This window comes from Lysinibacillus sp. NPDC056185 (assembly GCF_047737915.1).
Lineage (GTDB): Bacteria > Bacillota > Bacilli > Bacillales_A > Planococcaceae > Lysinibacillus.
In genome coordinates this window covers 46,936-72,510 of record NZ_JBLLLQ010000012.1, presented here as the reverse complement: position 1 = coordinate 72,510, position 25,575 = coordinate 46,936, and the positions used below count along the sequence as shown (strand labels likewise).

At 38.3% G+C, this 25,575-nt stretch carries 25 protein-coding genes and 1 other annotated feature; of the genes, 24 read left to right on the top strand and 1 reads right to left on the bottom strand.

Annotated features, from left to right (window positions below):
• Positions 1 to 28: 28 nt before the first annotated feature.
• The 24 genes from rsmH to ileS all read left to right on the top strand — a co-directional run bounded on the left by rsmH (position 29) and on the right by ileS (position 25,206).
• A complete protein-coding gene (rsmH, locus tag ACMZ42_RS13500; RefSeq protein WP_402868233.1) occupies positions 29 to 979 on the top strand; it encodes a 16S rRNA (cytosine(1402)-N(4))-methyltransferase RsmH in 951 nt (316 codons plus the stop codon).
• Positions 980 to 1,348: a cell division protein FtsL gene (locus tag ACMZ42_RS13495; RefSeq protein WP_370075325.1), complete on the top strand. Its 369-nt coding sequence runs from the start codon at positions 980 to 982 to the stop codon at positions 1,346 to 1,348.
• Positions 1,345 to 3,555, top strand: coding sequence for a penicillin-binding protein (locus ACMZ42_RS13490; protein WP_370075324.1), 2,211 nt, complete (start codon positions 1,345 to 1,347; stop codon positions 3,553 to 3,555). The genes ACMZ42_RS13495 and ACMZ42_RS13490 overlap by 4 nt, the downstream gene beginning before the upstream one ends.
• A 58-nt stretch (positions 3,556 to 3,613) precedes the next feature.
• A complete protein-coding gene (locus tag ACMZ42_RS13485; protein ID WP_370075323.1) occupies positions 3,614 to 5,530 on the top strand; it encodes a stage V sporulation protein D in 1,917 nt (638 codons plus the stop codon).
• 125 nt (positions 5,531 to 5,655) lie between these two features.
• Positions 5,656 to 6,630 carry a phospho-N-acetylmuramoyl-pentapeptide-transferase gene (gene mraY / locus ACMZ42_RS13480; protein WP_402868227.1) on the top strand — a complete coding sequence of 325 codons (975 nt, stop codon included), beginning with the start codon at positions 5,656 to 5,658 and terminating at the stop codon, positions 6,628 to 6,630.
• A complete protein-coding gene (gene murD, locus ACMZ42_RS13475) occupies positions 6,627 to 7,976 on the top strand; it encodes a UDP-N-acetylmuramoyl-L-alanine--D-glutamate ligase (RefSeq protein WP_415731779.1) in 1,350 nt (449 codons plus the stop codon). Before mraY ends, murD begins: the two co-directional genes overlap by 4 nt.
• 40 nt (positions 7,977 to 8,016) lie before the next feature.
• Positions 8,017 to 9,096 (top strand): putative lipid II flippase FtsW, encoded by a 1,080-nt coding sequence (ftsW, locus tag ACMZ42_RS13470; RefSeq protein ID WP_370075320.1) that lies wholly within the window; start codon positions 8,017 to 8,019, stop codon positions 9,094 to 9,096.
• Positions 9,097 to 9,117: 21 nt separating this feature from the next.
• A complete protein-coding gene (locus ACMZ42_RS13465; RefSeq protein WP_415731778.1) occupies positions 9,118 to 9,939 on the top strand; it encodes a cell division protein FtsQ/DivIB in 822 nt (273 codons plus the stop codon).
• Positions 9,917 to 10,645: a DUF881 domain-containing protein gene (locus ACMZ42_RS13460; RefSeq protein ID WP_370075318.1), complete on the top strand. Its 729-nt coding sequence runs from the start codon at positions 9,917 to 9,919 to the stop codon at positions 10,643 to 10,645. Before ACMZ42_RS13465 ends, ACMZ42_RS13460 begins: the two co-directional genes overlap by 23 nt.
• A 130-nt stretch (positions 10,646 to 10,775) precedes the next feature.
• Positions 10,776 to 11,495, top strand: a complete 720-nt coding sequence (locus tag ACMZ42_RS13455; protein WP_370075317.1) for a DUF881 domain-containing protein — start codon at positions 10,776 to 10,778, stop codon at positions 11,493 to 11,495.
• Between the two features lie 3 nt (positions 11,496 to 11,498).
• A complete protein-coding gene (locus ACMZ42_RS13450; RefSeq protein WP_370075316.1) occupies positions 11,499 to 11,870 on the top strand; it encodes a small basic family protein in 372 nt (123 codons plus the stop codon).
• 96 nt (positions 11,871 to 11,966) lie between these two features.
• A complete protein-coding gene (gene ftsA / locus ACMZ42_RS13445) occupies positions 11,967 to 13,250 on the top strand; it encodes a cell division protein FtsA (RefSeq protein ID WP_415731777.1) in 1,284 nt (427 codons plus the stop codon).
• Between the two features lie 237 nt (positions 13,251 to 13,487).
• Positions 13,488 to 14,645, top strand: coding sequence for a cell division protein FtsZ (gene ftsZ / locus ACMZ42_RS13440; protein ID WP_370075314.1), 1,158 nt, complete (start codon positions 13,488 to 13,490; stop codon positions 14,643 to 14,645).
• A 187-nt stretch (positions 14,646 to 14,832) separates the two neighbouring features.
• Entirely contained in the window at positions 14,833 to 15,144 is a 312-nt protein-coding gene (locus ACMZ42_RS13435; RefSeq protein WP_415731776.1) for a hypothetical protein, read from the top strand.
• A gap of 420 nt (positions 15,145 to 15,564) precedes the next feature.
• Positions 15,565 to 16,398 carry a sigma-E processing peptidase SpoIIGA gene (locus ACMZ42_RS13430; RefSeq protein WP_415731775.1) on the top strand — a complete coding sequence of 278 codons (834 nt, stop codon included), beginning with the start codon at positions 15,565 to 15,567 and terminating at the stop codon, positions 16,396 to 16,398.
• Positions 16,399 to 16,411: 13 nt separating this feature from the next.
• The gene (sigE, locus tag ACMZ42_RS13425) at positions 16,412 to 17,119 is read left to right on the top strand and encodes an RNA polymerase sporulation sigma factor SigE (protein ID WP_049668349.1); all 708 of its coding nucleotides are present in this window, start codon (positions 16,412 to 16,414) and stop codon (positions 17,117 to 17,119) included.
• A gap of 114 nt (positions 17,120 to 17,233) precedes the next feature.
• On the top strand, positions 17,234 to 18,007 hold the full coding sequence (sigG, locus tag ACMZ42_RS13420; RefSeq protein ID WP_142507543.1) for an RNA polymerase sporulation sigma factor SigG: 774 nt from the start codon (positions 17,234 to 17,236) through the stop codon (positions 18,005 to 18,007).
• Positions 18,008 to 18,233: 226 nt separating this feature from the next.
• The gene (locus ACMZ42_RS13415) at positions 18,234 to 18,470 is read left to right on the top strand and encodes a PRC-barrel domain-containing protein (protein WP_049668351.1); all 237 of its coding nucleotides are present in this window, start codon (positions 18,234 to 18,236) and stop codon (positions 18,468 to 18,470) included.
• A gap of 151 nt (positions 18,471 to 18,621) precedes the next feature.
• On the top strand, positions 18,622 to 19,326 hold the full coding sequence (locus ACMZ42_RS13410; RefSeq protein ID WP_370075311.1) for a YggS family pyridoxal phosphate-dependent enzyme: 705 nt from the start codon (positions 18,622 to 18,624) through the stop codon (positions 19,324 to 19,326).
• Positions 19,310 to 19,807 carry a cell division protein SepF gene (locus ACMZ42_RS13405; RefSeq protein WP_370075310.1) on the top strand — a complete coding sequence of 166 codons (498 nt, stop codon included), beginning with the start codon at positions 19,310 to 19,312 and terminating at the stop codon, positions 19,805 to 19,807. Before ACMZ42_RS13410 ends, ACMZ42_RS13405 begins: the two co-directional genes overlap by 17 nt.
• A gap of 20 nt (positions 19,808 to 19,827) precedes the next feature.
• Positions 19,828 to 20,106, top strand: a complete 279-nt coding sequence (locus ACMZ42_RS13400) for a YggT family protein (RefSeq protein ID WP_370075309.1) — start codon at positions 19,828 to 19,830, stop codon at positions 20,104 to 20,106.
• A gap of 210 nt (positions 20,107 to 20,316) precedes the next feature.
• Positions 20,317 to 21,105, top strand: a complete 789-nt coding sequence (locus ACMZ42_RS13395; protein ID WP_370075308.1) for an RNA-binding protein — start codon at positions 20,317 to 20,319, stop codon at positions 21,103 to 21,105.
• Positions 21,106 to 21,200: 95 nt separating this feature from the next.
• Positions 21,201 to 21,725 (top strand): DivIVA domain-containing protein, encoded by a 525-nt coding sequence (locus tag ACMZ42_RS13390; protein ID WP_142507538.1) that lies wholly within the window; start codon positions 21,201 to 21,203, stop codon positions 21,723 to 21,725.
• A 90-nt stretch (positions 21,726 to 21,815) separates the two neighbouring features.
• Positions 21,816 to 22,038 (top strand) — a binding site (T-box leader).
• A 399-nt stretch (positions 22,039 to 22,437) separates the two neighbouring features.
• A complete protein-coding gene (gene ileS, locus ACMZ42_RS13385; RefSeq protein ID WP_415731774.1) occupies positions 22,438 to 25,206 on the top strand; it encodes an isoleucine--tRNA ligase in 2,769 nt (922 codons plus the stop codon).
• A 141-nt stretch (positions 25,207 to 25,347) separates the two neighbouring features.
• Here the strand turns inward: ileS and ACMZ42_RS13380 are convergent.
• Positions 25,348 to 25,575: hypothetical protein (locus tag ACMZ42_RS13380; RefSeq protein WP_415731773.1), on the bottom strand; the 228-nt coding region annotated here is incomplete at its 5' end.

Genomic DNA, 25,575 nt, shown 5'->3' with positions numbered 1-25,575 from the left:
TAGTTAAGGCCAGAAGGGAGCGAGTGGTATGTTCGATCATACAACCGTGTTATTAAAAGAAACTGTTGATGGGTTGAACATCGATCCTGATGGTGTATATGTGGACTGTACGTTAGGTGGAGCAGGACACAGTGAATATTTAGTACAACAATTGTCTGAAAAAGGGCGTCTAATTTGCTTCGATCAAGATATGACAGCTATTAACAATGCAAAAATTCGATTGGCGCCATATATTGAGCGTGTGACATTTGTTCATTCGAATTTCCGCTATTTAAAAGAAGAGCTATTAGCGCTTGGTATTGAGCAAGTTGATGGTGTTTTATATGATTTAGGCGTATCTTCACCACAGCTTGATACACCAGAACGTGGCTTTAGTTATCACCATGATGCACCTCTAGATATGCGCATGGACCAAACGGCACCACTTACAGCATTTCATGTTGTGAATGAATGGGCATATGAAGATTTAGTACGTATATTTTTCCGTTATGGCGAAGAGAAATTTTCCAAGCAAGTTGCTCGTAAAATCGAAGAAGCACGTAAAGTGGCACCGATTGAAACAACCGGCCAACTTGTAGAACTTATTAAAGAGGGTATTCCAGCAGCGGCTCGCCGTAAAGGTGGACATCCAGCGAAGCGCATATTCCAAGCAATACGAATTGCTGTTAACGATGAGCTAGGCGCGGCAGAGGATTCATTAGTCGATGCGATTGATATGATAAACGTAGGTGGACGCATTAGTGTCATTACGTTCCATTCATTGGAGGACCGCCTATGCAAGACTATTTTTAAGGAAGCGTCATCATTACCGGAATTACCACCGAATTTACCAGTGATTCCAGATGACATGAAGCCAACTTTAAAGCTTATCACGAGAAAGCCGACTCTTCCTTCTGATGAAGAATTGGCAGTAAACAATCGTGCTCGTTCAGCAAAGCTTAGAGTGGTGGAGAAAATTAACGACAAAGGGCGTGAGTAAATGGCAGCAGTTCGTGTAAGGCAGCACCAGCAACAACAAGTGCAACAACCGATAACACCCCCTAGTCCACAACCCACTATCATACGTCGCAAAAAAACGAACCAGAAGTTTGAAAAAACAATGCTAATTTTTTTAGTTAGCATTGTTGCTGTATTATCGGTACTAGTTTTGAACAAGCAAGCAGCAATTCAAACGACAAGCATGGACATTCAAAAAATCGAAACTGAAGCAGGAGAGATTGCAAAAAAGAATGTTGACTTGACAGTTCGTGTGAGTGAACTTTCTACATACGACAACATATGGAAAAAAGCTAAAGAACTCGGTTTAACTCAAAATGAGAAAAATGTAAAGGTAGTGCCGGGAGAATGAAAAAAAAGAGATTTCGATTCCAATGGGGAGCCTTTCTATTATTAATTTTTTATGGAGGGCTCTTTTTTCTATTGTTCTCAAGAATGTTTATGTTACAAGCGACAGGTGAAGTGGAAGGACAAGAGCTTGCGGCAAGAGCAGCAGCGAAATATAGCAAAGAAAGTGCAATATCAGCAAGCCGTGGGAAAATTTACGATACAAATGGACAAGTTATCGCGGAGGATACACTTAGTTATCGACTAATCGCAGTCGTCAATAAACAAGCCACGACGGATGCAAAAAACCCTCGACATGTAGTAGATGCTGAAAAAACTGCGAAAATATTACATGAATATATTCCTGCTATGGATGAAGAAAAAATCTATAAACAACTTACTAGGGTAAATGATAAGGGCGAAAAGCCTTATCAAGTTGAATTTGGAAGTGCAGGCCGTGGAATAAGTCATGAGATTATGAGTAAAATTAAAGCGGAGAAATTACCGGGGATTTTATTTGTAAACGATTTAAAACGTTATTATCCAAATGGTATATTCGCCTCGCACTTAGTTGGTTTTGCACTAAAAGAAGAAAATAAGGATGGTTCGTTCACGACAAAAGGAAAAATGGGTCTTGAGCTTACTTATAACAAAGAACTAACCGGAAAAGACGGCAAGGTTGAATATGAGACAGATGCTTTCAGTTATTTATTGCCGAATAGTGAAAAAATGGTGACACCTGCGAAAAATGGTGATGACATTTATTTAACACTTGATAAAACGATTCAAAGCTTTTTAGAGGAAGCGATGACAGCGGTTGAAAAGGAATATAACCCTGAATCGATGACAGCTATTGTGGCAGATCCGAAGACTGGTAAAATCCTAGGGATGTCACAACGACCTACGTTTAATCCTGATACACGTGAAGGCGATAATATGAAATGGCTGAACGAGGCTATTGAAGAGACCATTGAACCAGGCTCGACGATGAAAACGTTCACGCTTGCCTCGGCTATTGATACAGGTGCGTGGGATCCAAATGCAAGATATCCGTCAGGAACATACATGGTTTATGGTAAACCTATTAGAGACCATAATAATGGGTATGGTTGGGGTACGATTCCTTATTTACAAGGCTTCCAACGTTCATCTAATACGGCAATGGCTCACCTTTTAAAGAGAATTGGTGAGGATGTTTTTTTTGATTATTTAGATCGATTTGGATTTGGTAAGAAAACAGGCATTGATTTACCGAATGAAGCATCGGGTACACTTTTATCGAAATATCCAGTAGAACGAGTGACAACAACGTTCGGTCAAGGTTCTACAGTAACGCCGATTCAGTTAATTCAAGCAATGACAGCGATTGCGAATGACGGGAAAATGATGCAACCCTATGTCATAGATCGTATCGTTGACCCTTCGACAGGAAAAACGATTAAAAAGCATGAGCCGATTGAAAAAGGAAAACCAGTTTCAGCCGACACAGCGAAGCAAGTAAAAGAAATCCTTGCATCTACATTAACATCTGAGTTTGGTACGGCGAAGGATTTTATCCTTGATGAATATGAAGTTGCAGGGAAAACAGGTACTGCCCAAATTCCATTAGGAAATGGCAACTATTCATGGGGAGCAAATGAATTTTTATATTCTTTCTTAGGAATGGCTCCTGTAGATAACCCTCAGCTCATTGTGTATGTTTCCGTAAAAAGGCCAAAGCTAAAGGGTGACCTTGGTTCTGTACCAGTTTCAAAAGTATTTAAACCAGTTATGTTAAATAGTTTAAAGTATTTAAATGTGAATACCGAAGATGTAAAGCATGTTGACAATACAAAAATACAAGATTACACAGGTCAAAGTGCTGAGGCTATACAAGTAGAGCTTGCGAACGATGGTCTACAGCCTGTTATTGTTGGTAGTGGCGGTAAAATTATTGATCAATATCCAAAGGGTCCTCAAAAACTTGTAAAAGGTAATTTTGTATTTTTAAAGACTGAGGGTGATATAACGTTGCCAGACTTCACCAATTGGTCGTTACGTAATGTACTTGCTTTTAAGACAATGGCAAATTTAGAAATTGAAGTTGTTGGAGAGGGCTTTGTAGATAGTCAAAGCGTCTCGGCAGGTACGGTAATTTCAGATAGTTCACCGATTGTCGTGAAGCTGAAAACGCCAGCTGAAAGCTTTAAGCAAGATGTAGAGACCCCACCCGAGGGTGAAACAACTGAATAAACCCTGAATAGAAGCCCACTTTATTTCATACGTTGTAAAAAACAAGGTGTGATGTCGAATGAAGTGGATTTCTATCCATTCTAAAAAGCGATTGCGTATTTTATATGTATTGTTTATGTTTGTAGCTGTTGCGGTTGTTATTAGGCTTGTCTTCTTACAAGTATTAGATCAAAAAGATCTGACAAAGAAAGCCGAAGAGAATTGGGACCGAGAAATTCCTTTCGCCAATGAGCGAGGGCATATTACTGACCGTAAGGGGAAAAATATTGTCACAAATAAGCTTGCGCCAACTTTATATTTCATGCCTTCGCAAAGTAAGGATATTGAAGGAGCGGCAGCGAAAATTGCACAAGTTTTGGGAGTAGATGAACAAAAGCTGTTAAAAAAAATGAAGGAAAAAGAATACTTAGTAAAGCTGGCACCTGAAGGAAAAAACATTCCCTATGAAAAAGCAGTAGAGTTACAAGGTATGCAGATTGAGGGATTATATAGTGGTGTCGATTACTCAAGGGATTATCCATACGGTACCCTACTATCTCGTTTTTTAGGCTTCACAGGTTATGATGCCCAAGGTTTAGCAGGAATTGAATATGAATACGATAAGTTGTTACAGGCTAATTCTTCTGCAATACGGATCTTTACAGATGCGAAAGGAAATAATTTACCGAACGTAAAGAGCGCCTGGAAGGCTGGTGAAGATGGCGCAACGATCGAGCTAACGGTAGACGTAGATGTACAACAAGTCGTCGAGCGTGAACTGTCACAGGCAATGGAGCGTTATGATGCTGACCAAGCAATGGCGATTGCCATGAATCCAAACACTGGCGAGATTTTAGCGTTATCCTCATATCCAACCTTCAATCCGGCAGCATATCAAACGGTAGAGCCTGCTATCTACAATCGGAATTTGCCAGTTTGGATGACATATGAGCCGGGGTCGACGTTCAAAATTATAACTCTTAGTGCTGCTTTAGAAGAAAATGTAGTGGATTTAGAGAAGGATACTTTTTATGATCCAGGCTATTCAATGGTTGCAGGAGCAAGATTACGTTGTTGGAAGCGTGAAGGTCATGGTTCTGAAACCTTCCTTGAAGTTGTAGAAAATTCTTGTAACCCTGGTTTTATTGAATTAGGTCAGCGAATAGGTAATGAAAAACTACTACAATATGTTAAAGATTTTGGTTTTGGCCAAAAAACAGGTTCTAACATCGCTGGCGAATCTTCAGGGATTCTATTCTCCAAGGATTCTTTTGGACCAGTTGAGCAGGCCACAACTTCATTTGGCCAAGGTGTTGCCGTTACACCAATTCAGCAAGTGCAAGCAGTAGCCGCAGCAGTAAATGGGGGCAAGCTTTATACGCCATATGTTGTGAAGAAAATTATTAATCCTAATACTGGAGAAATTATAAAAGAGACTAAACCGGAAGCTAAAAAACAGGTTATTCGTGAGGAGACGTCTGCAAAGGTACGAGGCGCATTAGAATCTGTTGTTGCAAAGGGCTCAGGACGTCAAGCTTACCGAGATGGATTACGAATTGGTGGCAAAACAGGTACAGCACAAAAGGTAGAGAATGGTCGTTATAAAGACGGTGAATATATTGTATCGTTTATTGGCTTCGCACCTGCGGATAATCCGCAAATTGTCGTTTATGTAGCAGTAGATAACCCGAAAAAGGGAACACAGTTTGGTGGTGTGATAGCAGCGCCAATCGTTGGTCAAATTATTGAAGACGTTGCACCTTTTGTTGGCATTGAAAAATCGAAGGAACAGCTTGAAAAGGATTATCGTTGGGGTGACCCAATCACTGTGAAGGTACCAAGTTTTATTGGTCAAACGAAGGACGATATTGCCAAGCAACAATATCCATTCCGTATTGAATGGCATGGAGAAGGAACTAAAATTGGCAATCAACTGCCTGAAGTGGATAGTGTTATTAACCAAGATGGCACCATTCACCTTTATTTAGAGAACTAATATAACTTTACCTTTAAAAAATGGGAAAGAACCACTATTATAATGAAGGGTAGTAATAAATACATGAAAGTTTGTGCTTTTTTCTTCAAGAAGAAAGTGAAACAAGATTTAAAGGAGATTTTTCAATGAAACTCGCAACAACACTTACCATTTTAGCTCTTGCTTTTATAGTAACAGTTATCCTGGCACCAATTAGTATTCCACTTCTTCGCCGATTAAAGTTCGGTCAAAGTATTCGTGAAGAGGGACCACAATCCCATATGAAAAAAGCTGGTACACCAACAATGGGGGGCATTATTTTCTTACTTGCCATTATCCTCACTACTGTTGGTGTAGGTAGCTTTTTAGATTTATTTACATCATATACCTTCATACTGTTATTAGTATTAGTAGGGTTTGGGGTAATCGGCTTGTTAGATGATAGCTTAAAGGTTGTTTTTAAACGTAACCTAGGACTAACATCACTTCAAAAGCTTATTGGTCAGATTGTCATTGCGGTCTTGGCCTATTTCTTACTAAATGTAGGATCGTTTGATACAACACTTGCTATACCATTTACAGATTGGACGATCGATCTTGGTATTTTCTATGTAGCCTTTTTAATTTTCTGGTTAGTGGGCTTCTCGAATGCAGTAAATTTAACAGATGGATTAGATGGACTTGTAGCAGGTACTGCATCTATTGCCTTTGCAGCATTTGGTGTTATTGCTCTGTTCCAAGATCAAGCTGATATCGCCTTGTTTACATTTGCGGTAACGGGTGCATTACTAGGATTTTTACTTTTTAATGCGAATCCTGCAAAGGTATTTATGGGGGATACGGGTTCGTTAGCATTAGGCGGAGCTTTAGCCATGGTCTCTGTTTTAGAAAAAGCAGAATTCCTACTGTTATTAATTGGATTGGTGTTTGTTATTGAAACATTATCCGTTATTTTACAGGTTGGTAGCTTCAAACTTCGTAAAAAACGTATTTTTAAAATGAGTCCTATTCATCATCATTTTGAATTATCAGGTTGGTCAGAATGGAAGGTAGTACTTGTCTTTTGGTCAACTGCTTTAGCAGTAGCATTGATTGCAGTTTTATCGGAGGCGTTCTTATGAGAAACTTTTCAGATTTACAACATAAAAAAGTCCTTGTTTTAGGTCTAGCTAAAAGTGGTGTGGCTGCAGCTGAGATTTTACATGAGCTCGGCGCCTTTGTGACGGTCAATGATTCCAAACCATTTGATGAAAGTCCAGATGCGCAAGGTCTATTGCAAAAGGGAATTACGGTTATTTGTGGCCGTCATCCAGAGGATTTACTTGATGAAGGCTTTGAATTAGTAGTGAAAAATCCAGGGATTCCTTATAGCAACAAAATAGTAGCGGATGCAATAAACCGTGGAATCCCCGTCTGTACAGAAATTGAGCTTGCCTATTTAATTAGTGAAGCACCGTTTATCGGTATTACAGGATCAAACGGTAAAACAACTACGACAACAGTAATTTTCGACATGCTGAATAACGGTGGTTTAAAACCGTTAATTGCAGGGAATATAGGAACAGTCGCATGTGGTGTTGCAAGAGAAGCACATAAGGATAATGTAATTGTTACAGAGTTATCGTCTTTCCAATTAATGGGCACAAAAACTTTTAAGCCGAAAATTGCTATATTAACAAATCTTTATGATGCGCATCTTGATTATCATGGGACGTTTGACAACTATGCAGAGGCTAAGTTTGGTGTTACACGTAATCAAGATGAAAGCGATTATTTTATCTATAATGCTGATCAGCCGATTGTTGTTGGCTATGCAGCACAATCAAAAGCTAAAAAGGTACCATTTAGTTCTAAAGGACGTACGGATGATGGAATTAGTGCGGATGATACAACAATTTACTGGCAAGGCGAGCCTTATCTAGATCGAGCAAATATCGCTTTGCCTGGTAAGCATAATTTAGAAAATATTTTAGCGGCTGTCGCAGCTTGTATTTTAGTCGGCTGTGACAAAGCTAAAATGGAAGAAGTTTTAGCGAAGTTTGGGGGAGTTCGTCACCGTACTCAGTTCGTGCGTGAATGGAACGGCCGCAAGATTTACAATGACTCAAAAGCAACAAATTGCTTAGCGACAAAAAGTGCTTTAGATGCATTCCAAGCACCAGTTATTTTACTGGCAGGTGGCTTAGATCGAGGACATTCGTTTGAAGAATTACGTCCATGCATGAGCCATGTAAAGGGTGTTGTTGCCTTTGGAGAAACAGGACTACGCTTTGTAGAATTTGCAAAATCATGTGGTGTACAACAAACTGTCATTGCCCAAAATGTTGAGGATGCAGTACATTACGCGGCGCCAATGTCAGCAGAAGGCGATGTTATTCTATTATCTCCAGCATGTGCAAGTTGGGATCAATATGACAGCTTTGAAATACGAGGCGATGTTTTTATTGATGCTGTAATGAAGCTGTAATGAGCTTGTAACTATTTTAGAATATACTTGACTTGGAAGGATGGCAATACTGAGAGGGAAAGAAAGCTATTTATTGCTCGTCACAACATTGATGCTTTCTATAATCGGCATTATTTTCGTCTATTCTGCAGGTACCTATTGGAGTGCCGTTCATTATAGTGGAAAAATGCCGTTTTATATGAAGCAAAGTCTATACTTTGCGGTAGCTATTGTAGTGTTTTTAATCACTATTCGATTAAATATTTTGAAAGAGCAGTCCTTTTGGAAAATGGCCTATATATTTTCGTTAATTTTACTAGTCCTCGTACTTATACCAGGAATTGGACTAGTTCGTAATGGTTCTCAAAGCTGGATTGGCTTAGGTCCTTTAACAATTCAGCCAGCAGAGCTAACGAAAATTACAGTCATTGTATACATGAGCCATATATTAGCGCAGCATAAAACTGGTACGTCGATTATTAATTGGCGGCATGGATTGATTTTATTATTGCCTGTTGTACTTATTATGCTACAGCCTGATTTTGGGTCAGTTTTTATTCTCGTAGTGTCTGTGTTTTTATTGTTTTTTGTGGCAGGGTATCCTTTAAAGCTTTATGCGATGTTTATGGTTGTTGGGATTGCTGGATTAGTAGGCTTGATTGTCACAGCGCCATACCGACTAAAGCGGATTCAGGCATTTATCGATCCGTGGGTCGATCCTTTAGGTAGTGGGTTTCAGGCTGTACAATCATTAATGGCTATAGGCCCTGCTGGAATTTTCGGGCATGGTTTTGGACAAAGTAGGCAAAAGTTTTTATATTTACCCGAACCACAAAATGACTTTATTTACGCAATAATTCTTGAAGAGGTTGGATTGCTTGGTGGACTTGTTATTTTAGCACTTTTCGTACTGGTGATTTATGCAGGCTATAAATTTGCAGTGCGGGCTAAAACAAGAACATCATATTACGCAATCATTGGACTAGTAACAATGCTGGCCGTACAAGCATTTCTAAACATAGCAGTCGTGATTGGCTTAGTTCCTGTAACAGGTGTTACATTGCCTTTTATCAGCTATGGAGGAACATCTTTAGTAACAATGTGGCTAATAATAGGTATTATTTATCAATTAGCGAAATAAATATAAAGGAGGAGTACTTTTTTGGAGAAAGTAATTGACATAGAAGATCGCATACCTACGCTAAAAAAGCGACGAAAAAAGCGTACAAATCGGAAATTTATAGTGCTAATATTACTTTTCTTTATCGTGTTAGCAGTACTCCTTTATTTTCAATCTCCTTACAGTAAAATCAACAACATAACAGTCAACGGTGCTCGATTAGTAGAAGAACAATATTATATGAAGACAAGTACTCTTACAACTGGGAAGTCGATGTGGGGATTTAAAGTAGAAGACGTAGAGAAATTATTACTAAAGGATAAATGGGTGAAAGAAGCACATGTTAAACGTAATTGGCTTCAAGGCGTGACAATAGAAATTAAAGAATGGAAAAAGGTTGCGTACTTAGCTGGTGACGGTACTTATTATCCATTGCTTGAAAATGGCAAGCGCTTTGAACAAGCTGGGGATGATATCCCGATTGATGCACCTGTATTTATCGGCATAACTGGCGAAAAGACAATTAAGAAGCTGGTCAAGCAATTAGCTCAATTAAATCCAGAAGTATTAGCATTAATTTCTCAAGTCAATACAAATAGTAATGAGACAAATCCTAATGCAATCAAGCTCTATATGAACGATGGCTACGAAGTTCGTGCTGTTATTCAAACTTTAGCAGAAAAACTAAATCATTACCCCTCACTTGTAGCGCAAATTCCAAATTTGGAAAAGGGGGTTATCGATTTAGAGGTCGGCTCGTATTATCGCCCTTTCAATAATGAGTACAACCAAGCAAACCTTGATATGGATAAAGATGCGGCCAACCAGGAAGTGAAAAAAGATGAACAACAAGAAAAAGAATAGCAAAGAAAATTTCTTTTCAAGAAAACAATTTCAGTTGCTTATCGTTTGTATAACTATGGGGTTTATCATTGGCTATTCCTACAACCAGGCAAAAGATAATCGAGATGCAGGTTCGACTAATAAGAAGCTTTTCGAACAAGAGGATTCTTATCGTGAGGAGTTAATTGCACAGCAAGAGCGCAATAAAGAATTATCAGAAGAGGCGAATGCTTTGCAAGAAAAAATTCGCAAGTATGAAAAATCATTTGTCGCAAGCAAAAAGGATTATACAAAGCTTGTTGAAGAAGCAGAGGATTTACGTTTATTGTTAGGCGATTTAAATTCAGAAGGAAAAGGGATACGTATTACCCTTCAAGATGGTGATTACAATCCAAAGTCCGCTAATCCTAATGATTATATCGTGCATGAAAGTCATATTTTTAAATTGCTCAATGAGCTTAAAATTTCTGGTGCGCAAGCAATTGCTATTAATGGTCAACGTGTTTTGGCGAATTCTTATATACGCTGTAATGGACCAGTCATCACTATTGATGGCAAGCAACATCCAGCTCCATTCGTCGTCGAAGCTGTAGGAGATTCAGCAACGTTAATAGCTTCCTTAAACTTAACTGGTGGCGTTGTGGATCAATTATTAAACGACAATATTGTTGTTTCATTAGAAGAAGATCAAAAGCTTACAATGCCAAAAGCAAAAGTAGAAAGTTAAACGATTACTAGTTAATATTTACAGATTAAATTTGGTTATAGCCTCTAGGTAGCTTATAGATAATTTTGCATAATTCAAGATCTAAGGCGTAAATCTGTGAGGGGTTACGATACGTCTAGGAGGGGCTATTTTGAAAAAAAATATGTTTACCCGAATAACGATCGTGCTATTTATTATCGGTTTGATGATAGCGGTACAATACAATACCATAAAGCAACCAGCTGAGCGAGATACACGAGATATTTGGGCCATAAGAGAGGAATTAGCAGAAGAGAAGCAAAGGCATTCCGCATTATTAGCAGAAATTCGCTCACTTAATGAAGTAGTGGGTCGCTATGAGCAATCTGAGAAAGCAAATTTACAGTCAGCATTAAATGAAACGCTGAATCGTTTAAAACTACAGGCCGGGCTAACGGAAGTCACAGGCCCAGGAGTTATACTTCGAGTTGAACCAGCACCCGAATTAGTTGAAATGGGGTTTGAAATCAAAGAAATTACACCTGATTTACTAACCCAATTACTAAATGCTCTGTTTAAAAACAATGCAGCGAGTGTCTCGATAGATGGAAATCGCGTTGTTCAGACGACAGCCATTCGAGACATAAATGGAAAGACTACAGTGAACAGTGTACCACTGTCCGCACCACCCTTTGAAATTTATGTTGGGACAAGCTCTTTTAAAGAAGCTCAAAAAATGTACAACTCGTTACAAGCTTCTACATTTATCGATTCCTTTTATTTGGATAACTTTAATTTAATAATAGAGGAACCAACTGAGCATTTAACAATCCCAGCATTTGAGCAGCCATTGACAAATGATTATTTAACAGAGGTGGAAAAAGGAGAATAATATATGTGGCTACCATTTTTAGGTTTGATATTTGGACTTGCCCTTGGCTTGTTAACAAATATACAAATACCCTCTATATATGAAAATTATCTGTCAATAGCTGTTTTAGCAGCTTTAGATACATTATTTGGCGGTATTCGTGCTCAATTACAGCAAGTATATGACGATAAAGTATTTGTGTCAGGATTCTTTTTTAATATAGCTTTGGCAGCGGGATTAGCCTTTTTAGGTGTGTATTTAGGGATAGATTTGTATTTAGCTGCTATTTTTGCCTTCGGAGTACGTTTGTTCCAGAATATAGCAATCATTAGGCGTATTTTACTAACTCGCTTAGATGAGAAACGTCACAAAAGGAACAAAAATTCCATAGAATGAGAGAAAAATTGAGCAAAATACTCGATTTGCTTAGACATTATGCCGAATTTACAATAGAATGAGAATAAGAGCATTTTTTCAAGGAGGTGCAGCTAATTGAATCAGCAAGATTTATATATTTCTCTTGATATAGGGTCTTCCTCTATCAAGGTATTAATAGGTGAAATGAGCGACGGCCAATTACATGTAATTGGTGTCGGAAATGTAAAATCGAATGGAGTTCGAAAAGGTGCAATTGTTGATATTGATGCAACAGTTCAATCGATTCGAAAAGCAATAGAGCAAGCTGAACGAATGACAGGGTATCAAATTAATGAAGTCGTTTTAGGTGTTCCTGCTAACCAGACGATGTTACAGCTAGTTAAAGGTGTTGTCGCTGTAAATAGTGAAAATAGAGAAATTACAGATGATGATTTAGATAGAGTGGTAGAATCTGCACAAGTCATGTCAATACCTCCTGAACGTGAATTAGTAAATATTATTCCAAGACAATTTATTGTGGATAATTTAGATGAAATCAAAGATCCACGAGGTATGATTGGTATTCGTTTAGAAATGGATGCCACAATGATCACAACTTCCAAAACACTTTTACACAATGTATTACGTTGTGTAGAACGTGCAGGTCTAAGTATTCGAGAAATCTATTTACAACCATTAGCAGCAGGTTACTTTGCATTAACAGAGGATGAAAAAAACCAAGGTACCGCTTTCATTGATTTAGGAGGCGGTTCAACGACTATCACAGTATTCGAAGAAGGACTGTTAACTCATACGGGTGTCATACCAGTTGGTGGCGATCATATTACGAAAGATATTTCAATCGTCTTAAAAACACCAACAGAACAGGCAGAACAAATTAAACATCAATTTGGACATGCCTTTTATGATGACGCATCAGATGATGAACTCTTCGAAGTACCGGTTGTAGGGACAGATTCAACAGATCAGTACAGTCAGCGCTTTATATCAGAAATAATTGGCGCTCGTTTGGAAGAATTATTTGAGTTAGTCATCGACGAGTTAGCCCGTCTAGGTGTTAGAGATTTACCAGGCGGTGTTGTTTTGACAGGAGGCGTTGCAAAGCTTGAGGGAATTGCTCAACTGGCACGCCAGATTCTGCAAACACGTGTTAGAATATATACACCTGACTATATTGGCGTTAGAGAGCCTTCATTTACGACGGCAGTTGGACTTATTCGTTACGCCTATTTAGAAGATGATTTTTATGGAAAAAGTACTAATACGCAGCCTATTGAATATGCAGTTGTAGGATCCCCTACAGCCACACCTAAGAAGCAAGAATATGCTGCACCTTCAGAATCAAAAGGAAGCGTAATCGGAAGAGCAAAAAAATTATTTGATAAATTTTTTGATTAACTTCTTTCAGCAGAAGTCTCCCACCTCTATAGGTGGTGAGAGATGAATGCGGATTTAAGCTACTTTTCAGCAGATGTCCAAACACCTGCTGAAAGAAGTTAATGCCTCCGGCGGATGTCACGGAATCGGCTTTGTGCCAGCACAAAGCCGATTCCGGACGCAATTATACCGAGGCATAATTGATCTTGAATGCGTAATGAATGATACAGAGTCGAGTTACCGTGGGAGGAAAAAGAAATGTTAGAATTTGATACAAGTGTTGATCAACTTGCAGTAATAAAAGTCATTGGTGTTGGTGGCGGCGGTAACAACGCTGTCAATCGAATGATAGAACATGGTGTACAAGGTGTTGACTTTATCGCAGTAAACACAGATGCACAGGCGCTAAATTTATCGAAAGCAGAAATAAAGCTACAAATTGGTACAAAACTTACACGTGGATTAGGTGCAGGTGCAAATCCTGAAGTAGGGAAAAAAGCTGCTGAAGAGAGTCGTGAACAATTAGAAGAGGTTCTACGTGGTGCAGATATGGTATTCGTTACAGCTGGAATGGGCGGAGGAACTGGTACCGGTGCCGCGCCAGTAATCGCACAAATTTCTCGCGATTTAGGAGCTCTTACAGTCGGTGTTGTAACGCGTCCATTTACGTTTGAAGGTCGCAAACGACAAACACAAGCTATCGGTGGTATTGGTGGCATGAAAGAGTCTGTTGATACTTTAATCGTCATTCCGAACGACAAGCTATTACAAATTGTCGATAAATCTACGCCAATGCTAGAGGCCTTCCGTGAAGCAGATAATGTTTTACGACAAGGTGTACAAGGTATTTCAGATTTAATTGCAACACCAGGTCTTATTAACTTAGACTTTGCAGACGTAAAAACAATTATGTCTAACAAAGGTTCAGCGTTAATGGGTATTGGTATTGCTACAGGTGAAAACCGTGCTGCAGAAGCAGCTAAGAAAGCTATTTCAAGTCCTTTACTTGAATCATCAATTGATGGCGCTAAAGGTGTCCTCATGAATATTACTGGTGGCTCAAATCTTAGCCTATTTGAAGTACAAGAGGCTGCAGATATTGTAGCATCAGCATCAGATGAAGAAGTAAATATGATTTTCGGTTCTGTTATTAACGAAAATCTAAAGGATGAAATTATTGTGACAGTAATTGCGACTGGTTTCTCAGAGGAAGCTCTACAGCAACAGCGTAATGTTACAAGACCGACGTTAAATGCAAATAGAAATGCTGCACCGCAACAGCAAGCTCCGATTCGTGAGCAACGTCAAGAGGTGCACGTACAACAAGAGCAACCACGTCAAAACCAACAAAATTATGTACAGGATGACACGCTTGAGGTACCAGCATTTTTACGTAACCGTAAAAATCGCGGATAAATCAGCATCCAACCTTCTAAAAAGCTCGTATTTTACATTATGTGAAATACGAGCTTTTTGTGTTGATATGAAACATTAAATAAAGTATGGCTTTTCTGCAAAACGAGGGGTTGATTTCCGTTCCGACTGAGCGCTTTGTTGCTGACGCTACGCTTTCGCACAGAGCAGAGCTTCCTGGGGGTGTCCGATGAGCCGCTTCGTTGCTGCCGCTACGTTAGCACTACGCTTTCGCACAGAAAACATCCGCTTCGCTGCAGGGTCTCGGGCCAACAGATGTTTTTTGCGCGAAAGCGAAGCGGTGGCAGCACCGATGTTGGTCACGAAGGCGTTATCACAGGACGTGATGGTGTTAGCCTTCGTTCCTCTATTTCCTGATCCCCAAGGAGTCGCTCAGTCTTCACTCCAATCAACCAATTCACATGACATACCTTTTAACAAAATGACATCCAACTTTTTAGTTTTATCGAAACACTTTCAGGAATTATCGCCTAACTTTTAAATTTTATCGACTAACTTTCACGTTTTATCACCCAACTTTTAATTTTTATCGACATCCACCTTCAAAAGAGCAAAAAAAGGATTCACACACAAGACTGTGTGTGAATCCTTTTACTTCATTATGTAGCTTAGTCGGAACGTAAATCGACTGATTCACATGGCAACAACAATAGTGGAGGAAACGGCTCGACGTTCGCCTCTCAGAAAAGCGGCGAATAGCCTGAACAGAAATCATCCACATATAAAACGCTCCAACATTCATAAAAATTTCCTTGACCATTTTCAACGTCTAAAAAATTAATTATGTTCAAATGTGTAAGGAAAAGATGTATTTTGTCAAAACATTTTAATGAAATGATGCGATTGTTTGACAATATTTGTGGGAGTAACATGATAACTTTGTATGTAGGAGGCGGCTGTTATGTATGGAGAATGGCTGGTGCTCATTAATACACTTTTTAATCTAGCGATACTCAAGTTTACGGCAAAAGTAACAGGGGTTTTTGTAAAGAACACGAGATTATTAATGAGTTCTATTTGTAGTAGTTTTGTAGCTGTAATAGGTGGACAAATGCTGTTGACGACGCTACTGAGCTTTATCTTACTGATTGGACTAGCTTTTCGCTTCAAGATTCGAAGCTTTCAAAAGCAAGGACCGATCGTTTTAACAGCAACAATTATTATTGGTGGATTATTAACAGCATTACAACCGCATTTAAAGAATCTTTCTGTTGTCCATTTTATAATTATTTGCCTACTATTAGCTGTTGGTAATCTTGTAGCTTTTTATAAGCAATGGGGATTTGTAAAGCTTGAGCGGTTAAGTGGTCAGTTTGTGTTTGATACAACGTTAAAAATTTTTGATGTAAAAATACCGCTTTCTGCATTTGTGGATACGGGAAATCAAGCGATTGAGCCACTTTCAGGAAAACCTGTTCACTTTGTCTCTTATTCAGCATTACGTCCACATTTACCTGTAGCATTTAGCAAATCATTGCTAGAATGGCAAGAAACTGATCCGTATAATGTATCCATGTTTTCAGAAGATTATCAGCGTTACATTCGATTTATTCATGTCAATACAGTACAACAGCAATCGGTTGTATTAGGTTTTCGCTTTGAAGAGTGGCATATAAAGGGGGAGCACTCACAAGTGAAATCGAATGAATATATCGTTTTAACAAAAAAGGCTAAAAATTTTCCACATAGCACAGCAGCAATTTTACATTTTTCAGCGCTTTCAAATAACTCATAGAGGGGGAGAACTATTGCTTCTTAGGCTACTTGCTAGCTTGAAAAAATTTTGGAGTAAGTTTCGGAGTCGTGAAACGTACTATATAGGGGGAAATGATTCATTGCCAGTGCCATTAAGTCGAGAAGAAGAAGTTACAGTCATTGCATCCTTTATGAATGGTGATTTACGTGCTAGAGATACACTAATTGAACGTAATTTACGTCTTGTTGTTTATATTGCTAGACGTTTTGATAATACGGGTACGCCGATTGAGGATTTAATAAGTATTGGCTCTATCGGTTTAATAAAGGCGATTGAAACGTTCAATACAGATAAAAATATTAAGCTTGCCACATACGCATCTCGTTGTATTGAAAATGAGATTTTGATGCATTTACGTAAAACAAGTCGCATGAAGGGTGAAGTTTCACTAGATGAACCATTAAACTCTGATGCTGATGGAAATGAGTTGTTATTGTCTGATATTTTAGGAACGGAAGAGCATATTATTTTAGACAATGTAGAGAAGAAAATTGAGCGTCAACATATGTTTCATGCCATAAATTTACTAGGTGCACGTGAACGATATATTATGGAATGTCGTTTTGGTCTCAATGGAAAAATTGAAATGACTCAAAAAGAAGTTGCTGATCATTTAGGCATTTCGCAATCTTATATTTCCCGATTAGAGAAGAAAATTATTCAAGATTTACGTGAAAATCTGAATCAGCCAATATCTTAGGGAGGGAAATTTAACCTACCTAAAATTGGTCGTAGCTTTTGTGCATATTCTCGTTTCTCTCGGACAAACTGATGTAACGGTTTAGTCAGAGAATAACATCCGGAGGAATCGAATATGCGAACTAAAGTTGATCTTTGCGGCTTAGATACATCGACTTTGCCAATTTTAAAACACGAGGAAATGAAGGAACTATTCATTCGTTTACAAGCTGGAGAAAATGAGATTAGGGAAGAGCTTGTAATGTGCAATTTAAGGTTAGTGCTCAGTATAGTCGGTAGATTTGCCTACAGGGGTGAACAGGCAGATGATTTATTTCAGGTAGGCTGTATTGGCCTCATGAAAGCTATTGATCATTTTGATTTGAAGCATAATGTACGATTTTCAACATATGCTGTTCCAATGATCATTGGTGAAATTCGTCGCCATCTGCGTGATCATCATGCATTGCGCGTTTCTCGTTCTCTAAGAGATATTGCATATAAGGCAATGCAGGCAAAAGAACAATGGATAACCGATAATTTACGAGAGCCAACAATTGAAGAAATTGCTGAGATGATTGACATGAAAAAGGAAGATGTTTTATTTGCTTTAGATGCCATTCAAGACCCAGTTTCCTTACAGGAACCCATTTATTCAGACGGTGGAGACGCTGTTTATATGATGGACCAATTACGTGATGATGATGTATCAGAAGATCAATGGGTTGCCTACGTGTCAGTGAAGGAAAGTTTGCAAAAGTTAGATGATCGTCAACAAATGATTGTTGCAAAGCGTTTTTATTACGGTGAGACACAAACTGAAATTGCAAAAGAATTGGGGATTTCTCAAGCGCAAATTTCACGTCTAGAAAAAAATGCAATCGAAACAATGCAGAAAGATTATAAGTAAAAAAACAATGCGCATCCGAATTCAGGGTGCGCATTTTATTTATATCAATGGTATAAATTAAGTAGGGCAGGGGTTGATTTCCGTTCCGACTGGGCGCTTTGCCAAAGAGAGATTCCTTGATCATTTCATGTTCATTTAAACAACAATAAACACATAAATATAAAGAGAAAACATAGTTTGTTGAGATAAAACGATGTTGAGAGTAATTGATTTAGGGAGGGATAAAATGCGTTTCTCAATGTTACAACAAAAAGAAGTTATTGAAGCAGGTAATGGACGCTTTTTAGGATTTGTGGTAGATGCAGAGGTATCCAAAGAAACAGGCTATGTAACGGCTTTTATGATTGCTGAACCCCGTAAATATCTAGGCTTTTTTCGCGGAGAAGAATCTGTTAGGAAAGTGTATATGAAAGATGTACTTGTAGTGGGGAAAGATGTAATTTTAGTAAAAGCATTATCCTAAAGAGAAAAATATTTTGCATATTAAAATATTTAAGCAATTTTAAAGCATAGGTAGGGTATAAGGACTTTCACATAGGTCAGGCTATTCATTGATAATTCAAGCATTGCTTGTTACAATAAAAGAAACTATTGTTGTAAAGTTGGGAAAAACATTGACAAAAATCTTAGCAAATTTGAAGAAAATTAATGATCTTATACAAACAGCAAAAAAACGTGCAAATCGTGAAACAGAAAAAGTCCAAATTATTGCAGTGACAAAAGAAGTTTCTGTAGAAAGAACACAAGAAGCAATTGATGCAGGGCTTATACATTTAGGTGAGAACCGTCCTGAAGGCTTAAATCGTAAAATTGAAACGATTCAAGCTGATGTACATTGGCATTATATCGGGTCTTTACAAACACGTAAGGTCAGACAAGTTATTAACAGTATTGATTTTTTACATTCATTAGATCGTTTAGGTTTAGCGCAGGAAATTGAAAAAAGAGCAGACAAACCTGTCAAATGTTTTGTACAAGTTAATGTATCTGGCGAAGAAGCAAAACATGGTTTATCGATTGAAGAAGTTCTGCCTTTTATTGAATCATTAAAGGATTTTACAAAAATTCAAGTTGTTGGTTTAATGACAATGGCACCAAACACAGATGAGGATACAATTATTCGCTCTGTTTTTAAGCAATTAAAACAATGTCAACAGCAAATAGCCGAGCAAGGATTCGCGCACGCTCCTTGTACCGAGTTATCAATGGGCATGTCTAATGACTTTGAAATTGCGGTAGAAGAAGGGGCTACATTTGTTCGAGTTGGAACGGCTCTTGTTGGAAATGAAAGAAGGGAACAGGATGAGCATGAAAAATAAAATTAAAAATTTCTTTTATCTTGAGGAAGAACTAGAAGAAGAAATCACGCAAGCTCCTATTCAACAGCAACAACCCGTACAACAACAGCAACAGATTCAATCTGCGAAGCCTAAAAAAATGATGAAGGAGCGTAAAGCACCGGTTCAGGAAATTTTTCCGCAAAGTACAACACCTACAAACAACATAGTAAGTTTGCAGGCAGCCATGAATTCTAAAGGCGCAAAAGTTGTCTTAGTTGAACCTAGAGTTTATGCCGAAGCTCAGGATATTGCGGAACACTTAAAAAATAAGCGTGCAACGATTGTCAATTTACAACGTATTGAGCGAGAACAAGGTGTACGGATTATTGATTTTTTAAGTGGCACAGTTTATGCGCTTAGCGGTGATATTCAAAGAATCGGTAAAGATATTTTCCTATGCACACCTGATAATGTAGAAGTGTCTGGCGAAATTTCGAATTTTATTTTAGACGATAATTAATAGCGAGGATTGTAGTTTATATGGATTTATGGATAATTCTAGGTTATATATCATTAGCATTTAACGTGTATTCTTATATGTTAGTTGGATATGTTTTAATGTCATGGGTGCCTGCTGTACAAGATTCAGCAATTGGCCGTTTCCTTAAAAAAGTATGCGAGCCTTATTTGGGGATTTTCAGGAAATTCATCCCTCCAATCGGGATGATTGACATTTCACCAATTGTGGCAATTTTTATGCTTAATTTTATTAAAAATGGGCTTTTTATTGTAATTCAAAAAATATACTTTATGTTTTAATATAAGAAATCCTCACGAATGGTGGGGATTTTTTATTTATGGGGAATACTTAATTTAAACAATTTAGTGGTGATCCCCTAGAATTCCTAAGCGTGAGTAGCGAGACGGCTCGTCGGACGCCCCGTGCCCCCTGTGAGCCTATTTTTTATAAATCCTTAAAATACCAATGAAATTGTACAAATAAAAGAGTGATAATAGAGGTGAAGTTATATGGAGCATTTAATACAGCATTTTAGAAAAGATGAACAGCCTTTCATTGAACAGGTTATGGGCTGGCAGCATGAGGTAGAGGATCGATATGCTCCAAAGCTTACGGATTTTCTAGATCCTCGACAGCGCTTTATTGTAGCATCGATAATTGGACAGTATGACACATTAAAAACAGCTAGTGCTGGGCTCTTTGATGAAGCAGAAAGACAACGCATGCTGATTTATCCTACTTATTATGAGCCTATGGAGGAAGATTTTCAGCTTACAGTATTTACGATTCAATATCCTGTGAAATTTGTCCAATTAGGACATCCAGATGTCCTTGGAGCTTTGTTATCTTTAGGATTGGATCGTGGCAAATTCGGTGATATTCGTGTCAATGACCATCTTGTACAATTTGTAGTAGCGATTGAGGTAGCTGATTATGTACGCTTACATTTAACAGGCATCGGCAAGGTAAAGGTACATGTAGAATCGATTAAAGAGACGGAGTCATTGCTACAAAACGAGGATGAGTGGCTAGAAGAATCTCATACGGTTTCTTCTATGCGTTTAGATGTGATTATCTCAACGGTTTTAAAAATTTCTCGTCAGAAGGCACAAGCATTAATTACAGGTAAAAAGGTACGTGTCAATTGGACTGAACGGGATACAGTTGCTTTTGAATTACAAGAAGGAGATATTTTATCTGTACGCGGAAGCGGTCGAATAAAAATGATGATGACTGAAGGTCGTACAAAAAAAGATAAAATTCGTTTACAAATCGGTCGATTGACCCAAAAAAGCTAAAAATCAAGTGAATTTCATTAATTTTTACTGCTAAGTTGTTTGAACAATTGTATAATAGAAAGTACGAATGTACATGTAAAGGAGAGAAGGATCGTATGCCATTATCACCTATTGATATACATAATAAGGAGTTTACTAAATCTTTCAGAGGTTATGCTGAAGATGAAGTAAATGAATTTTTAGATCAAATTATCAAAGACTATGAAATTTTGTTACGTGAAAAAAAGGAAGTAGACAGACAACTAGAAATTTCCTTAGAACAAGCGAGACATTTTAACACATTAGAGGAAACGTTACAAAAATCAATTGTTGTTGCACAAGAAGCAGCTGATGAAGTACGAAGAAATTCTCAAAAAGAGGCTAAACTCATTGTGAAGGAAGCAGAAAAAAATGCTGATCGTATTATCAATGAGGCTTTAACAAAGGCTCGTAAAGTAACAATTGAAATTGATGAGCTGAAAAAGCAATCAAAGGTATTCCGTAATCGTTTTAAAATGCTTGTAGAGGCACAACTGGATTTACTAAATGCAGATGATTGGGACCATTTGCTACAATACGATATTGACCTTACTGAAATTCAAGCATCTGTTGAAGAAGCACAGGAAGCCGATCAAGTTTAATCCTATATTAGGTAGCAATAAGTGAAACTTGACGTGATTGTATGATTTTCATATACTAATGTAATAGTAATTATTTTGAACACATATGCAAAACAGGCAGAGACGAAGACAGTATTTGTTAGGCGTAGTTAAGCGATTTGGGGATAGTGTGAGCCCGAACAAGCAAATAACAATGAATATCACTTCTGAGCTAAAATAACTGAATGTAGTAAGTTATTTCGTGATGCACAACGTTAACGTGCTTTAAGAGTGGTAGTACAATTTTGTGCTACAATTAGGGTGGTACCGCGAGTATAAGCTTCTCGTCCCTTTGAGGGATTGAGAGGCTTTTTTATGTTCAAATGGAGGTAACTTATACTTCTGTTGTTAAAACGTGTTAATTTTGCCGATAAATAGAACTTGAGGATGGTATTTCACAAAACGTATGTCATGTATATAAGTTGATTGGAGTGGAGGCTGGGCGACTCCTTGGGGATTAGCGATAGAGGAACGAAGGCTAAAACCATCACATCCTGTGATAACGCCTTCGTGACCAACATCGTGTTGGCCCGAGATCCTGCAGCGAAGCGGCTCATCGGACGCCCCCAGGAAAGCGCCCAGCCGGAACGGAAATCAACCACACGTTATAATGATAAGCCTAATAACTGTCGTAATTGTATGAGCGCCTAAGTGCATATGTTCTTTGTTTGTAAAATAAAGGAGGAATTGAAAAATGGTTGAGTACAAAGATACTTTATTAATGCCAAAAACAGATTTCCCAATGCGTGGGAACTTACCGGCAAATGAACCGAAGATGCAAGAAAAATGGAATGAAATGGACATTAATAAATTACAAATGGGGCGTACAGAAGGATGCCCTGAGTATGTGTTACACGATGGACCTCCATATGCGAATGGTGATATCCATATCGGCCATGCTTTAAATAAAGTACTGAAAGATATGATTACGCGTCATCGCTCTATGACTGGCTACCATGTAAACTATATTCCAGGTTGGGATACACATGGTTTACCAATTGAGCAAGCACTTACGAATAAAGGTGTAAAGCGCAAAGAAATGTCTGTTGCTGAATTCCGTAAATTATGTGAAGAGTATGCTTACGAGCAAATCGACAACCAACGTACACAATTCCGCCGTTTAGGTGTTCGTGGTGATTGGGAAAATCCATATATTACATTAAAGCCTGAATTTGAAGCTCGTCAAATTGAAGTTTTCGGAAAGATGGCTGAAAAAGGCTATATTTATAAAGGTTTAAAACCAGTTTACTGGTCTCCATCATCTGAATCTGCACTTGCAGAAGCAGAGATTGAATATAAAGATATTAAATCGCCTTCTATTTATGTAAGCTTTGCGCTTAAAGATGCTAAAGGTGTTGTCCCAGCAGATGCTAAAATGATTATTTGGACAACTACACCTTGGACAATTCCTGCAAACTTAGGGATTTCTGTGAACCCTGAATTTATCTATGTGGTTGTTGCAGTTGCAGATAAAAAATTCATTATTGCAAAAGAATTATTAGAAAAAGTTGCTAACGAACTTGAGTGGGAAGCATACGAAGTTGTTCAAGAAATTAAAGGTGATGCATTAGATCGAATTGTTGCACAGCATCCATTCTATGATCGTGAATCTCTTGTGATGGTTGGAGAGCACGTAACTGCTGAAGCGGGTACTGGCTGTGTTCATACAGCACCAGGACACGGGGAAGATGACTATCATATTAGTAAGCAATATGGTCTACCAATTCTTAGCCCTGTTGATAATAGCGGCTGCTATACAGATGAAGCACCTGGTTTTGAAGGTGTATTCTACAATGATGCAAACAAATTAATTACAGAAAAATTAAAAGAAGTTGGTGCATTAGAAAAGCTTAACTTCTTTACGCACTCTTATCCACATGACTGGCGTACGAAAAAACCAGTTATTTATCGTGCAACACCACAATGGTTTGCGTCAATAGATGCATTCCGTGATGAGTTACTAGACGCTGTAAAATCAACAACATTTACACCTACTTGGGGTGAAACTCGTCTTTATAATATGATTCGTGACCGTGGAGACTGGGTAATTTCACGTCAACGTGCATGGGGTGTGCCAATTCCAATTTTCTATGCTGAAAATGGAGAGCCAATTATTACACCAGAAACAATTGCCCATATCTCAGCATTATTCCGTGAGCATGGATCAAATATTTGGTTCCAAAAAACAGCTAAAGAATTATTACCTGAAGGCTTCACACATGCAAGTAGCCCGAACGGTGAATTTACAAAAGAAAACGATATTATGGACGTTTGGTTTGACTCAGGTTCTTCTCACCAAGGTGTGCTAGTAGAACGTGGTATGAAATATCCAGCTGATCTATATTTAGAGGGTTCTGACCAACACCGTGGATGGTTTAACTCATCATTAATTACTTCTGTAGCTATTAATGGCTATGCTCCATATAAGGGACTATTAACACATGGTTTCGTGCTGGATGGTGAAGGTCGTAAGATGAGTAAATCTTTAGGGAATGTCATTATCCCGAAAAAGGTTATGGATCAATATGGTGCAGATATTCTGCGTTTATGGGTTGCTTCTGTAGATTATACAGCCGACGTTCGTATCTCAATGGATATGTTGAAGCAAGTATCTGAGGTTTATCGAAAAATCCGTAACACATTCCGTTTCTTACACGGAAATGTAGCTGATTTCGATGCAACGAAAGATCGAGTAGCATATGAGGATCTACGTGAAATGGATCAGTACGTTTATATGCGTCTTCAGGATGTATTAAAAACTGTACGTGCTGCATATGATCGCTATGATTTCGCAGCTGTTTATCATGCAGTGAATAACTTTGTTGCAGTAGAATTATCTTCATTCTATTTAGATATTGCAAAAGATGTTGTGTACATCGAAGGCCATGACAACAAAGATCGCCGTGCGATGCAAACAGTTATTTATGACACATTAATGACATTAGTAAAAGTAATGTCACCTATTATCCCTCATACAAGTGACGAGATGTGGTCTTACTTACATGCTCAAGGTGTTGTAGAAGAGGTATCTGTACAATTAACAGACTTCCCAGAGGTAGATGAACATGAAAACTTCGAAAGTCTACGTGCAAAATGGGTGAAAATTATTGATGTACGTGATGATATTTTAAAAGCATTAGAGGAAGCTCGTAATGCAAAAACAATTGGTAAATCACTTGAAGCGAAAGTGACAGTTTATGCGAAAGAAGATGTGGCGGCATTATTAAATGATGCAAGCATCAATTTTGCACAACTTTCAATCGTTTCTGCCTTTGAAGTAGCATCAATAGAAGCCGCACCTGCAGATGCATTAGCTCTAGAACATGCATCGATTGTTGTTGAAAAAGCAACAGGTGAAAAATGTGAGCGTTGCTGGTCTATTTCTGAAACAGTCGGTTCAAATGAAGCACAACCAACAGTATGTGCGCGTTGTGCAGAAGTTGTTGAGAAGTATTACGTTTAAAATTAACAGCAGTAATGCAAAATAAAAATAAGAATCTACATTCTATGTAATTAATAACGCAAGTCTCCTTAGTAATGGGGGCTTGCGTTTTTTTGAAGGTCGAGAGCGACGGAAAGAAGAGTCGAGGCGACGGAAAGAAGATCAAAAGCGACGGAAAGAAGAGCCAAGGCGACGGATGAAAATCAGAGCGACGGAAAGAAGAGTCGAAGCGACGGATAGAAAGACGAAAGTGACGGAAAGAAGAGCCGAAGCGACGGATAGGAAGTCCAGAGCGACGGAAAGAAGAGCCGAAGCGACGGATAGGAAGTCCAGAGCGACGGAAAGAAGAGCCGAAGCGACGGATAGGAAGTCCAGAGCGACGGAAAGAAG